We start from the raw sequence: 13,225 nt of genomic DNA on the forward strand, positions 1-13,225 counted from the left end.
GTCACCTCGTGGTGGTCGTGGCCCGCGCGCGGAGCACGCGGGCGCGGGCGGTGAGGGGGACGGCGGCGGCGAGCAGCCCGAGCGCGAGCGCGCCGAGGCCCCACCACGGGCCGAAGGTCAGGTTGAGGGCGTGGTCCACGGACCAGGCGCCGGGCCCGGTGAAGGCGAGTACGAGGGCGAGCGCGCCGTAGCAGAAGGGGACCTCGCAGCCGCCCCGCTGCGCCCAGAAGCCGTTGGAAGCGGTGGCAACCGCGGCGACGGCCATGGTCCCGATGATCACCGCCGAACCGCCGGGGGTGAGCAACCCCAGCGCGAGACTCGCGGCGCCCGCGAACTCAGCCACCCCCGCGACGACGACGAGCCGGAGCCCCGGAACGAAGCCCCACTGTTCGAAGACCTGGGCGGTGCCAGTGCGGCCGGCGCCGTGGAACCAGCCCAGCAGTTTCTGCGTGCTGTGGCCGAACAGCAGCGCGGCGAGCAGCAGCCGCAGCAGCGCCAGACCGAGGTCCATCACCGCACCTCTTCGTCATCCGGACCATCGTCCGCTTGACGGACAGCCTGGCCCCGCGCGGCGCGGAAGTCAAGGGCGCGGGCGGCGTGCAGGTTCGAGGTGTGTGAAAGGGGCAGCTCGCCCGACCCCACCCAGCGGGCCGGGCGAGCTGTCGCTCAGGCCTGCAGGGGAACCGGACTGGCGCCGGCGTCCGGCTCCACAACCGCCGCAGCGCGACCCAGATACCGGCGCACGGTCGTCCGCAGGTGGTCAGCGTGCTGGTAGATGTCCTCGGTCGATTCGATGGGAATGCGTGTCTCGACCTTGTTCTCGTCGAACACGCCGAGGTACTTCTGGCTGCGGTTGAACCAGAGCCGCGCGATGGGCTTCCGGTTGTTGTCGTCGAGCAGGACGCCGAAGTACGTCTTCGTGTCACGCCCCACCACACGTGCAGCCGGGACTTCGCTGCAGACGACCGCGCGGACGATCCGGTAACCGTCCAGCTCCTCCTCCGTCGTCGTCACATCCCGCGGCGTTTCACCGGCAGGCGCAGCCGGAGCCGGCTGGGCGGCTGCGAGGTCGGGCGCGTCTGCCGACACGCTGACGTACGCGTCCGGGCCCCCCAGTGCGTTCTTCAACCGGTCGTTGACCTGCTCGTTGAGGAACTGCCGCATGGCCTTGTCGACCAAGGGCACGAACTGGTCGCGAACCCGCTGGGTGAAGGAGCCGTCGTAGACGCGGGTGGTCAGGAAACGCACCCATTCGTCCTCGGGCTGCTTGAACTGAGCCACCAACACGCGCTTCAACTGGCCGATGTACTTCAATTCACCCGCGGCGCTGATGACCGACTCGAGGTTGAAGGAATCCTTCGCGAGCTTGGCGAGTTCCGGCAGGAGGGTCTCGTCGACGTCCGAGAAGTTCAGCACCAGGAAGGGCTTGGAGTCCATGCGGTTGGGCGCGTCGAGGTCGGTGTAGAACTCGTAGACCTCACCGTTCGTCAGGATCGCGATGCGCGCGTTCGTGACCGCGAAATACCGGAAGAGCTGCGATGCGTGCTCGATGCGCAAGGGATCATTGATCTTCTTGACCTCGATGAGCACCTGGACCTGACCATCGTGCACGATGGCGTAGTCGATCTTCTCGCCCTTCTTGGTGCCGACATCCGCGGTGAATTCGGGGATCACCTCGGCCGGGTTGAAGACGTCGTATCCGAGAACGGTGCTGATGAACGGCATCACGAACGCGTTCTTCGTGGCTTCCTCTGTTTCGATGCCCGCCTTGTGCTTCCGAATCTTGAGTGCCAGCGCCTGGGCGCGCTCCGCGATCTCCATGCCGTGCCTTTCTCGGTCCCGTTCTGGCTCACAGATCGCGCTTTCCCCCGCCACCGTTACAACGAATTCAGATACCCCTGGAATTTATGGCAGGTTTTCACCAGGACTCCGATGGCCCGGTTTGTCAGTGCCCGCGGCCGGTCGACCGGGACCGGATCTCCGCGAAGTCCAAACCGGACCGTCAGCGCACGCTCGACGTCTCCAGTGGTACCTCGTCCGAGCGCACCAGCCCCAGCTGCACCGTCTGGCGGCCGATCGCCGCGTCGAGGGTCCAGTCCACCGCGGTCCTGATGCGGTTCCCCGGCATCGCCAGCAGGTGGTAGCCGCGGGTCACCGCCTTCGCCGGCAGGCCCGACAGCGGGATGTGCAACGGGTTGGCCGCCGCCTGTGCGCCGCCCAGGTCGACCACGAAACCGAGGTCGTGGTGCTTGTACTGGCGCACCTCGCCGTACCCCAGGGTCGCCGCCACGTTGAGCCCGGCCAGCGTGCCCTGCCGCGTGGCGTGCTGGGCCGTCATCGCCGTCACCTCGCCCGGCCGGGTCAGGTCCGGGACCGCCGCGGCGTCCCCGCAGGCGAACACCTCCGGGTGGCCGGGCACCTCCAGCGTGGGCTCGACGCAGAGCCGCCCGCGCTGCGTCGCCACACCCGCGGACTCCACGAGCGGGTCGGGGCGCACGCCGACGCACCACGCGAGCGTCCGGGTGGGCACGAAATCCCCGGTCGTCAACAGGACTCCGTCGGTCGTCGCCTCCTTCACCGACGTCTCCGTCATGATCTCCACGCCCCGCCGCCGCAGCACCCGGTCCGCGGCGCGCGACAGCCTGCGGTCCAGCTCGGGCAGCACCTTCGGCGCCAGGTCCAGCAGCAGCCACCGCATCCGCTGACCGTCCAGCTCGCGGTGGTGCCGCGCGATGGCGCTGGTGAACAGCGGCCCCTGCGCGGCCACCTCGGTCCCGGTGTAGCCGGCGCCGACCACGACGAAGGTGCAGCGCGCGTCCCGCTCCGCCGGGTCGTCCGCGGCGGCCGCCAGCTCGACCTGCCGGATCACGTGATCACGCAGGAACAACGCCTCCGACACGCTGCGGAACCCGTGCGCGTGCTCGGCGATGCCCGGGATCGGCAGCAACTTGTTGACGCTGCCGACCGCGATGATCAGCCGGTCGTACTCGAGCCCGCGCGACGTGCCCTCCGGGTCCACGTACGTCAGCTTGCGGTCGTCCAGCGCCAGCGCCGTCACCTCGCCGAGCGCGAGCCGGATCCCGGGCAGCGCGGCGGGCAGCGACACGGTGACGCGCCGCGGGTCGATCACCGCGGCCGCGACCTCGGGCAGCAGCGGCAGGTACAGGAAGTAGTCGGTGCGGTTGACCAGCACGATCTCCGTGCCGGAATCCGGCGGGAGCGTCTTGAGCAGTGCACGGGCCGCCGAAAAGCCGGCGAAACCGCCGCCGACGATCACGATGCGCTTGGTCACGACGCCTCCCAGGGGCGGTCAGGGCACGATCGAATCCACGTATCCGCCGTCCACGCGCACCGCCGCCCCGGTCGTCGCCGAGGCCTGCGGCGAGCTGAGGTAGACCACCATGTTCGCGATCTCCTCCGGCTCGATCAGGCGCTGCAGCAACGACTGCGGCCGGTGCTTACGCATGAACTCCTTCTGCGCCTCGTCCCACGGCAGGTTCCGGTCGACGAGCTGGTACACGAAGTCCTCCACGCCGCCGGTGTGCGTCGGCCCGGCGATCACGGCGTTCACGGTCACCCCGGTGCCCGCGGCGGCCTTCGCGAACCCGCGGGACACGCCCAGCAGCGCCGTTTTCGACATGCCGTAGTGGATCATCTCCGCGGGGATGACGATCGCCGAGTCGCTAGCGATGTACTGGACGCGGCCCCAGCCCCGCTCGGTCATACCGGGCAAATAGGCGCGGGTGAGCCGCACCGCGGCGAGCACGTTCACCTCGAAGTACCGGCGCCACTCGTCGTCAGTGATCTCCAGCGGATCGGCCGAGTTGAAGATGCCCAGGTTGTTGACCAGGATGTCGGCGCGCGGCAGCTGGTCCACCGCGTCCCGCGCGCCCTGCTCGCTCGCGAGGTCGGCGACCACCGGCACCACCTGGGCGTCGGGCACCTCGGCGGTCAGCTGCTCGATCGCCTTCGTCACCTTGTCCGCGCCGCGGCCGTTCACGGCGACCCGGGCGCCCGCCCGCGCCAGCCCGAGCGCGATCGCCGCGCCGATGCCCTGCGTGGAACCGGTGACCAGGGCCGTCCTCCCGCTCAGATCGAGACGCATGCAGCGATGGTATGGGCGCCGGGCCGGGGCCGCAGGGCTTCACCCGGCGGTCGCGGCGAACATGAAGCAGCCGTAGGCGACGTTGCGGCTGTGCACCTCGACCACCCCGGGCGCGGCCGGCACCTCGCCGAGCGCGGCGACCGGGCCGGTGCCGTCGTGCAGGGTGGTCGCGGGGTGGATCCAGCCGCGGTGGTCGTACGCGCGCAGCACCTGCGGCCGGCTCAGCCACTCCCGCGGGTACTCCTCCGTGCGCGCGGGCCCACCGCAGTCCCCGCCGTCGGCGTGGATTCGCTCGACCGGGCGACCTCACAGTTGTCATGGCACCGGCCTGGCCGCCGGTTTCCGGACGTCGCGTCAGCTGCCCGTGGCCACCTCACGGACCTCGGCGGCGGTCAGCTCGCGGCCGTACAGCCGGAAGTCCGCGACCGCGCCGTCCAGGTAGGGGTGCTTGACGTTCTGCGAGCGGCCCAGGTAGTTGAGCTGCGTCGCGCCGAGCAGGAGCGGGCTCATGCGCGGTGCCGGGTTCTCGCCGGTCAGCTCGCCGTCGAAGTACAGCCGGATCCGCTCGCCCAGCGTCACCGCTACGTGCGTCCACACTCCGGCGGTCAAGGGCACCGCGGCGTCGGCGAAGTCCTCGCCCTCCATGCCGGCCAGCTTCATCGCGAAGCGGGCCCGCCCGAGGCCGGTGCGTGGCGTGAGGAAGGCGTAGGACTGGGCGTTGAACCCGAGGTCGAACACGCGCGTGGAGTTCACGATGGTGTCGGCCCGCACCCACATCGCGATCGTCGCCCCGGTGAGGTTCGCCAGCAGCCCCGACGGCAACCGCACGTGGGCGCCGGCGCCGTTGAGCTCCACGCCGCGGTCACCGAACACCGCGCCGCCGGCGAGCTCCGCGTCCGGCCACCGGCCGCTGCTCTCCCGCGCGTCCCGCAGCGGGAACACGGCCACCGTCCGCGGCGCGGGACGCGACGGCGGCAGCGCGAAGTACACGCTGTAGTGCTCGTGGTGCACGTCCAGGAACGGGCTCAGCCGCAGCCGCTGGTCCCCGGCCTGCACGCTGAACTCCACGCGTCCCGGCTCGCGCCGCAGCGACCTCGGGTCGACCGTGGGGATCACCGCGGGCACGGTGTCGCCGTGGCGGGCGGCGAGCACCAGCGGACCGTAGGTGAGGGCGTGCACGGCCGGGTTGTCCGGCGCCGGCCGCCACTCCACGGTCATCGGCAGCCGCAGCTCCACCACGTCCCCGTCGCGCCACCGCCGCCGCACCACGGCGAACCGGCCGGGCTCGGCGCGCACCGCCTCGCCGTTGACGAACAGCTTCGCGTGCGTGGCCCAGGACGGGATCCGCACCCGCAGCGCGAACGCGCCGGAACCGGACACGTGCAGCCGCACGGTTTCGTCGTAGGGGTACTCGGTCTCCAGCCGGATCCGGGCGCCGCCGTGGTCCACTTCGGACGGGATGAACTGGTTGACCCACAACCCGTCGTCGGCGGCATAGTAGACGTTCTCGGCGTACTTCACGTGCGTCTCCAGGCCGGTGCCGTGGTCGCAGGTGAAGTTGCCGTAGTCGCTGGAGTACGTGCCGGGGTCCGACACCACGCCGTCCTTGCCCTTGCGCTGCGCGCCGGGGACGAGGCCGGTGTAGTAGGTGACGAACCCGTGCGCGGAGTCCGGGTCCTGCTCCCCCAGCATCTGGTTGAGCAGGGTCCACTCCGAGTAGTCCAGGTAGTCGGTGCGCGACGGGTCCCGCAGGAACAGCAGGCGGCTCAGCTTCAGCATGTTGTAGCTGTTGCAGTTCTCGCAGGTGTTCTCGCCGAGCTGGCTGACGATCTGGTCGGGCGGGCCGAAGAACTCGGCGTTGGCGTTGCCGCCGATGACGTAGGTGTGGTGGTGCACGACCTGGTCCCAGAAATAGGTCGCGATCGTGCGGTAGTACTCCTCGCCGGTGGCGTCCCATTCGACCGCCGCGCCGACGATCTTGGCGATGTCGGTGTTGGCGTGCCGCCCGGCGAGCGTGTCCCGCCGCTGGGACAGCGACACGAAGATCTCGTCGTGGTCGAACAGCTTCGCGGTCTCCAGGTGCTGCCGGTCGCCGGTCACCAGGGCGAGGCTCGCCAGGGTCTCGTTCATGCCGCCGAACTCGGTGTGCAGCACCTTCTGCTGCGCCTCGCGCGACAGGTTCGCCATGCGGGCGCGGGCCCACCGCGCCATGCCGAGCAGCACGTCGAGCGCCTGCCGGTTGCCGAGCAGGCGGTACTGGTCGAGCAGCCCGGCCATGATCTTGTGGATGGTGTAGTAGGGCGCCCACACGACCTTGCCCGCTTCGAGATCGGCGAACGCCTGCTCGGGGAAGGCTGACAGGTAGCCCTCGGTGAACCCGGCGGCGGGCGCGGCGGCCTGGCATTCGGCCAGCGCGGCGACGATCCGCGCTCCCTTGCCGGCCAGCTCGGTGTCGCCGGTGTTCGCGGCCGCCAGGGCCAGGCCGGACAGCAGGTGGCCGGTGGTGTGGCCGCGCAGCTGGATGCCCGGCGCCTCCCAGCCACCGCAGGGTTCGGCCGTGCTGGGCAGGCCCGCGGTGACCCGGAACATGTGCAGCAGCCGGTCGGCGTCGACGAACCGCAGGTACGCGACGGTCCGCTCCATGTTCTGCCGGTAGCGCGAGTCGAGCAGGCGGACCCGGCCGAGTTCGAGCGGGCGCGGCCGGGCGGTGTCCGCGGTCGCGGCGGCGGGTGGCAGCGCCGCGACCAGCCCCGCCGCCGCGGCCAGCCCGAACACGCCGCGACGGGTGAACGCGGTCATCGGATCTCCTCCTGGCGGTAGGGCACGAGCCGGGCCGGGCCCACCAGCCCGTAGGCCTGACGGGTGGCGATCCCGAACACGGCGGGGTTGCTCACGCGCAGCCGGTTGAGCAGGGTCGTGGCGACCTCGACCTCGATGGTGTTGCGGCCGGGACGCAGCCACGGCCCGACGTCCACCACCGGGTCGAGCACGTCGGCGGGCGGTAGGGCGCGGCCGTTGACCTGGACGCGGTAGGTGTCGAACACCTCGCCGAGTTCGAGGTAGGCGCCGAGGCCGGGACGCCACGAGCCGAGGTCGACGGTCGTGCGGTAACGGCCGACACCGGAGACGTCCTGCAGTTCCGGGATCGCCGACCAGGCGGCGAGGGCGGTCAGGCTGAGCCGGTGCGTCGTCTTGACCGTCTCGGTGGGCGTCGCGCCCGGCTGCCAGTCCTCGACCTCGAGGTCCCACGCGGTCAGCGGCACCGGCGCGGGCACCGCGTCCACGGTGGTGCGGACGACGCGGCCGGTGGACAACGTGGTCGAGTAGGCGCCCGCCGCGGTGGCGCGCAGGACCAGCTTGCCGCCGTCGAACCGGACCTCGCCGTCGGAGGCGGTGGCGTGCGGGGCGCGGTCGCCGGGGCCGAAGCCGATCAGCATCGACTGCCCCGGGTTGAGCGCGACCCGCACGCGCACCCGGTCACCGGCGCGCTCGAACCGGCCGATGCGCTCGACACGCCCCGTCCAGGCGTCGAGCAGGTACGGCACGGCCGAGCGGTCGCGGGAGGTGAGCCAGACGTCCTGGTCCACGGCCGTGATCCGGCGGTTCTCCGCGTGCCTGGCATTGGCGAGGTAGTAGTAGTCCACGCCGTCCTCGACCCGGTGCACGGTCATGATCGTCGAGCGGTCGTACTCGACGTCGCGGGTCACGCCGAGGTCGGCGAGCGCGCCGGGGATGCCGTTGGCGTCCGCGGCCACCCGCACCCGCGGCTGGGCGACGAGCTGGGCCAGCAGGGTCCGGAGCTGGTCGTTCTCGCCGGGCAGGGCGATGCCGGCGGCGTGCACGTCGGTCCAGCTGCCGACCACCACGACCGGCAGGCCGGCGCGGGCGAGGTCGAGCAACCGCTGCGCGGCGTGCACGGACAGGGTGTGTTCCTTGTTGCGGAAGATGTCGCCGTCGAGGATCAGCGCCTTGTACGCCGGACCGTCGGGGGCGAGGCGGCCGTCGCGCACGACCGCGCTGGGCAGGTCGAGCATCGCCTCGCTGAGGAAGCCGTGGGTCCAGCCGACGGGGATGCCGTCGTTGGTCGCCCACGGCGCGCCGATGCCGGTGGAGGTCCAGCCCTTCTGCCGGAAGAACGCGATGTCGGTCTTCTGGACCCCGGCGCGCAGCACGAGTTGCGTGCGGGCGAACCAGCCGGCGATGTCGGGCACGTGGCCCCAGGTCGGCTGGCGCGGACCCCACGCCTCGGCGTAGCCGATGCCGTTGCCGTTGTAGGGCGAGAACGCCGCGAAACCCGGCCACGCCGCGCCAGGCGCCGACGCGTAGGAAAACCCGTGCAGGACGGCCTGGTTGACCCCACCGGCGAACACGCTGCCCATCGTCTGCAGCACCTTGTCCCAGGTCGTGCTGTAGGCGCCGTTGGCGTAGGCGGCGGACTCGCACGACAGCAGTTGCCGTCCGCCCATGTCGCGGCCGGAAGCGAGCACGCGGTAGTCGTCGAGGTTCTTGAAGCCAAGCGACTCGCTCTCCGGCACGTCGAGCAGCGCGGCGCTGCGGATCGCGTCGGTGGGCAGTCCGTAGGGCTGGACGCGCAGGGTCATGCCGAGGCTGTGCGCGAAGTCGCGCAGCGGGAGCAGGTGGTTGTCGTGGTAGAGGTCGGAGAGGACCTGGTTGTGGTCGTCGCGGACGTGGTTGGTCGTCTCGGCGTCGAAGGTGAACGGGTACTTTTCGTTGCGCTGCACGATGACCGGCAGGTACGGCAGCAGGTCGTAGCCGGCGCGGCGGCGGAACTCGGCGAGGTGATCGGGTGTCCAGGGGGTCGCCTCGGTCTCGATCTCCAGCGAGTCCTCGAACAGGTCGCCGCCGGTCTCGCGGAGCAGGCGGCGGATCGCCGGGGTGAGGATGACCGAGTTCCACACGTCGATCACGGCCTGCACGCCGGCGCGGCTGAAGTGGTCGACGACGTAGGACGCCGGCTCGGTGTGCGGGCCGGCTTCCGGTTGCTGCGCGGACCCCCGCAGCCAGTAGGCGATGACGGCCCAGGTGCCCTCGGGCGCGGTCCAGGTCTCGCCGTCGCCGAGGGTGCGGACGGTCGCGGGGTCGAGGGTGACGGTGGCGGCCGTGGTGGATCCGACGACCTTGGCGACCTGCACGGCGAGGAGGTCCTGCTTGTGCACGCCCTCCTCGGGCGGCTCGACGGCGGCCGGCGGCGGTCCGGAGTAGACGGTGCCGCCCGGCACGAAGGTCACGCCGTGGGCGAGTTCCTTGCAGGCGGCCGGGTCGTCGGGCGTGATGGTGGGGACGGCGGTCGGCCAGCACGGGCCGAGTGCGAGGTCGACGCGGAGCTTGCGGTCGCGGGCGCGGCGCAGGGCGGTCTCCACGGCGGCGAGCCAGGCCGGGGTGCCCCACCCGTGGCCGGCGGGGTCGAGGTCGGCGCGGACGCTGTGGTGCACGTCCTGGATCTCGACGCCGCCGAAGCCGGCGTCGGCGATCTGGTCGACCTCGCGGGCGATCTCCCGCAGGTCGACCATGCCGTGCGGCCACCACCAGCGGAACTTGGCGGCAGTGTCGGTGCCGGGGGCGGCGAAGCGCTGCACGAACGGTCTGCCGGGTGCGGCCAGCGCGGGCGGCACGGCGGGAAGCGCTGCGGCGACGCCGAAGGCGGCGGTGGCGCCGAGGAACGTACGCCGGGTGAGTCCGGTCATGAGGAGACTCCGGGGAAAGTCGGGGGATGGGGAAATCGAGCCGGTGCTGCCCCCGGCGTTGTCCGAGGACAGCACCGGGGGCTCAGCGGCCCTGGTCCAGCCGCGTGGTCAGCACGACCTGCGGCCGCAGCACCACGGGACCGGCCAGGCCCGACGGCAGGATCTTGTTGCGTGAGTTGGCCAGCGTGTTGGTCACCCGGACCGCGATCGTGTTCTCGCCGGGCTTCAGCAACGCGGTCACGTCCACTGTGTACGGCCGCCACAGCGCTGCCGGCAGGGCGGCGCCGTTCACGGTCACCGTGGCCAGGTCGTGCACCTCGCCCAAGTCCAGGACCAGGCGGCGGTTCGCCAGGTCCTGCGCGGTCAGCGAAACCGTCGTCGAGTAGACGGCGCTGCCGGAGAACGTCGGGTCGAAGGTCGTCCACGAACCGAGTGGCCGCTCCGCCTCCACGGCGCCCGGCTTCTCCAGCCGCACCCGCCACGGGCCCGCCAGCGGGATCGGGGTCAGCGTGTCCGTCACGGTCGCCACGCCGCCGTAGCTCCGGCCGTTCGCCGCGCCGGACAGGCGGTATTCGCCGGGCGCGTCGGCGATCACCGTGGCCTGCATGGACCGTCCGTCCACTGTGACCACGTCCGCCCGCAACGTGCCGTCGGTCAGGTGAGCCGTCTCCCCGACGCCGTGGCGGAAGACCACCGCGAGCGTCTCGTAGGGCTGCAGCCGCACCGGCACCGCCACGCCGTCCCGTTCCGCCCGGTACGCCGTCGCGGTGCGGGTCGAGCCGGTGCGCGGGTCCCAGATCTCCGGGACGCCCCCGCTGGGGAACGTCGCCGTCGTCGTCACGACCTGGTCGCTCTCGTTGTTCAGCAGGTAGGCGACGTCCTTGCCGCGCGCGGTCCGCGAGACCCGCACGCTCGACGCCGCCGGCTCCAGCTGCGCCGCCGCGTACGCCCGGGCCAGACCCGGCAGGGCATCGGCATCACCGACGACCGAGACCGAACCGGCGCCCCGGCGCTGCCACGCCGCACCCGCGTCACCGAACAGGCGGCGCAGCTCGCCCGCCAGCTCGGCGTCCCGGCCACGCGCCTCGCGTGCCGGCAGCGGGCCGACCGCCGCCACGTGCCCGCCGACCTGCACGAACCGCGCCAGCGTGCGCACCGTCTCCAGGTCCAGCACCGGCGTCTCGGGCAGCACCACCAGCTCGTAGGACGCCTCGCCGACGTGCAGCCGACCGGCCCGCGCCACGGCCTGGAACCGCGCCACCGGATCGCCGGACAACGACGAGTCACTCACCAGGTCGAAGTCGACCTGCCCCCGCTCCAGCGCGTACGCGGCGTCCGCGAACTGCCCGTCCAGCGAGTGCTCCGCGTCGGCCACCCGGGTCTGCTCGGCCGCCCGCTGCGGCTGCACCAGCACGGTCCGCGCCAGGTTCTCGCCGCGGCCCAGCTCCATCACGCGGCCGATCCACTCGTCGACCGCGGGCATGTCCGCCCAGAACGTGCTGCGCGGACCGAACGGCGGCGGGAAGTTCACCGAGTTCTCGTCCGTCCACATGGCATGCAGGAACGTCAGGTTCACGCCGCGCGCCGCGAGCGCACCCGTGGTCGCGTGCATGAACTCCGGCGCCACCTGCCAGCCCGAGTTGCCGAACGTCTCCATCACCACGCGCGGCGCGCCGCTCTGGTGCGCGGCGGACGCGGCGTTGCGGCCCAGCATGGTCTGCTCGCCGAGCGTGTAGTCGCCGGTGATCATGTCGCTGCCCGGCACCTGCGCCCACTGGTTGTCCTTGCTCAGGTCACCGGTGGAGTGCATGCGCTGCTGCGGACCCTCCTCGTCCAGCAGCGGGTTGGTCAGCAGCTGCAGCCCGTGCCGCGCCATCCAGTCGGCCTCGCGCTGGTAGTAGTTCGTGGCGAACAGGTTGTTCACCGCGCGCCAGTAGTAGCCGGCGGCCGGGTCGGCGGTGGGGTCGAGCCCGTCCGCCGCGCCCATGTACGCCACACCCGGGGTGCCGCCCGCGGCGATGATCGCCTGAGCCAGGCCCGGTGAGGCGGGCAGCCGCTTGAACGGGTGCGGCTGCGCGGAGGCGATGAACGGCTCGTCGTCCCAGAACCCGGGCACCACGGTGCCCATCGCCCACGGGAACCGCCGCACGTACTCGCCCGGCACGGTGTCCATGAACGCGTCCGTCGCCGCCGGGTCGAGCAGGTCCAGGTAGCCGCGCACGTAGCCGCTGGAGTCGTCGCGCAGCAGCGCCTGCGCGTACACGTCGACCTGCCACTGGCCCGCCGGGACCTGCCAGGTGCCCTTCGCCGGGTCCAGCTCGACCGCGGTCCGGTGGTCGGCCGTGCCCGCCGGGCGCGCCGCCGCGGCGGTGATCCCGGCCAGGTTCACCCGCGTCGCCGGGAAGTCCGCGAGCACCCGGGCGTCGTCGAAGTTCGACGACCACAACGCCGTGCCGTCCGGCGCGGTCACCGACAGGTTGTCCCATTGCGACCGCTGGGTGCCCTCGGCCGACACCGCGACCGACCCCGTGGCGTACGTGGCATCGGTGGCCGCGGGCTGCACGGTGTTGTTGATCTTCGGGGTGATCGTGTTCCCGGAGACCGTCACCGTGATCGTCTGCGCGCGGGTCGCGGAGAACCCGGGCGTCGGAATGCCGGTGGTCAGCCGGGTGCGCCGGTCCCCGTCGACCCGCCACACGGTGGTGTTGCCCTTGACGTCCACGTCGACCAGGTAGCCGTTCGTGCCGTCGCTGCGCACCATCAGCTGCGTGCCACCGGTGGTGAGCGTGACCTTGCCGGTGACCGTGTAGTCGGTCCAGCCGGCGCCGGTCGTGATCGCCGCGCCGCCGGGCTTGGTCGCCGGGTCGACGACGAGCTTCCCGGTGTCCACGGCCAGTCCGGTGGTCTCGGCGAGGGTCACCGCCGCCGGACCGGTCACCACGCGGCTGGACCGCAGCAGTCCCTTGAGCCGCAGCTCCGGGTGCTCCTCGGCGACCTTCAGGCCGGCCCGGCCGCTCGGGAAGTTGTTGTCGTTGAACAGCCACATCTTCATGCCCGTGCGCTGCGCTTCACGCAGGACGTGCTCGATGAGCGTGAACCACTCCTCGGTGAGGAAGGCAGGCTGCATCGACGCGCCGCCGTACGGGAAGACCACGGCCTCGTAGATGCCCTTGTCCCGCATCTCGGCCATCTGCCGGTCGGTGATCTCCGGCGTGATCGTGTTGTTCCAGTACCAGTAGACGCTCGGGCGGCTGTCCTTCGGCGGGTTCGCGAAGGCGGCGGGGTCGAAGCGGGACAGGTCGGTGGTCGCGGCGGGCGGGCGATCGGGTGTTTGGGCCACGGCGGGCGCGGCGGCCAGCCCGGCCGCCGTCACAGCCGCGAGCAGGACGGAGACGAGTCGTTTCATGGTGCTGTC

General features: G+C 71.8%; 8 protein-coding genes. All 8 read right to left on the reverse strand.

The window, feature by feature from the left end; all coding sequences use genetic code 11:
* Position 1: 1 nt before the first annotated feature.
* The 8 genes from ACCP09_RS19575 to ACCP09_RS19610 all read right to left on the reverse strand — a co-directional run bounded on the left by ACCP09_RS19575 (position 2) and on the right by ACCP09_RS19610 (position 13,216).
* Complete coding sequence (locus ACCP09_RS19575; RefSeq protein WP_433748619.1) at positions 2-511, reverse strand: DoxX family protein; 510 nt, start codon at positions 509-511, stop codon at positions 2-4.
* A 155-nt stretch (positions 512-666) separates the two neighbouring features.
* A complete protein-coding gene (locus ACCP09_RS19580) occupies positions 667-1,821 on the reverse strand; it encodes a type I restriction endonuclease (protein ID WP_433748621.1) in 1,155 nt (384 codons plus the stop codon).
* Positions 1,822-2,002: 181 nt separating this feature from the next.
* On the reverse strand, positions 2,003-3,292 hold the full coding sequence (locus ACCP09_RS19585) for an NAD(P)/FAD-dependent oxidoreductase (RefSeq protein ID WP_400981607.1): 1,290 nt from the start codon (positions 3,290-3,292) through the stop codon (positions 2,003-2,005).
* Between the two features lie 18 nt (positions 3,293-3,310).
* Positions 3,311-4,105: an SDR family NAD(P)-dependent oxidoreductase gene (locus tag ACCP09_RS19590; RefSeq protein WP_400981604.1), complete on the reverse strand. Its 795-nt coding sequence runs from the start codon at positions 4,103-4,105 to the stop codon at positions 3,311-3,313.
* A 39-nt stretch (positions 4,106-4,144) separates the two neighbouring features.
* Positions 4,145-4,393, reverse strand: coding sequence for a DUF1203 domain-containing protein (locus tag ACCP09_RS19595; protein ID WP_433748692.1), 249 nt, complete (start codon positions 4,391-4,393; stop codon positions 4,145-4,147).
* Between the two features lie 66 nt (positions 4,394-4,459).
* Positions 4,460-6,904 (reverse strand): beta-L-arabinofuranosidase domain-containing protein, encoded by a 2,445-nt coding sequence (locus ACCP09_RS19600; RefSeq protein ID WP_433748625.1) that lies wholly within the window; start codon positions 6,902-6,904, stop codon positions 4,460-4,462.
* Entirely contained in the window at positions 6,901-9,810 is a 2,910-nt protein-coding gene (locus ACCP09_RS19605; protein WP_433748628.1) for a glycosyl hydrolase, read from the reverse strand. Before ACCP09_RS19605 ends, ACCP09_RS19600 begins: the two co-directional genes overlap by 4 nt.
* A gap of 82 nt (positions 9,811-9,892) precedes the next feature.
* Positions 9,893-13,216, reverse strand: coding sequence for a glycosyl hydrolase (locus ACCP09_RS19610; protein WP_433748631.1), 3,324 nt, complete (start codon positions 13,214-13,216; stop codon positions 9,893-9,895).
* Positions 13,217-13,225: the final 9 nt, after the last annotated feature.

Source organism: Amycolatopsis sp. 3B14, from assembly GCF_050958625.1.
Taxonomy (GTDB): domain Bacteria; phylum Actinomycetota; class Actinomycetes; order Mycobacteriales; family Pseudonocardiaceae; genus Amycolatopsis_E; species Amycolatopsis_E thermoflava.

Bases quoted from the DNA above. Each gene is read 5' to 3' on its own strand.
- ACCP09_RS19575 (WP_433748619.1), bottom strand. From the start codon at position 511: ATGGACCTCGGTCTGGCGCTGCTGCGGCTGCTGCTCGCCGCGCTGCTG.
- ACCP09_RS19580 (WP_433748621.1), bottom strand. From the start codon at position 1,821: ATGGAGATCGCGGAGCGCGCCCAGGCGCTGGCACTCAAGATTCGGAAG.
- ACCP09_RS19590 (WP_400981604.1), bottom strand. From the start codon at position 4,105: ATGCGTCTCGATCTGAGCGGGAGGACGGCCCTGGTCACCGGTTCCACG.
- ACCP09_RS19600 (WP_433748625.1), bottom strand. From the start codon at position 6,904: ATGACCGCGTTCACCCGTCGCGGCGTGTTCGGGCTGGCCGCGGCGGCG.
- ACCP09_RS19605 (WP_433748628.1), bottom strand. From the start codon at position 9,810: ATGACCGGACTCACCCGGCGTACGTTCCTCGGCGCCACCGCCGCCTTC.
- ACCP09_RS19610 (WP_433748631.1), bottom strand. From the start codon at position 13,216: ATGAAACGACTCGTCTCCGTCCTGCTCGCGGCTGTGACGGCGGCCGGG.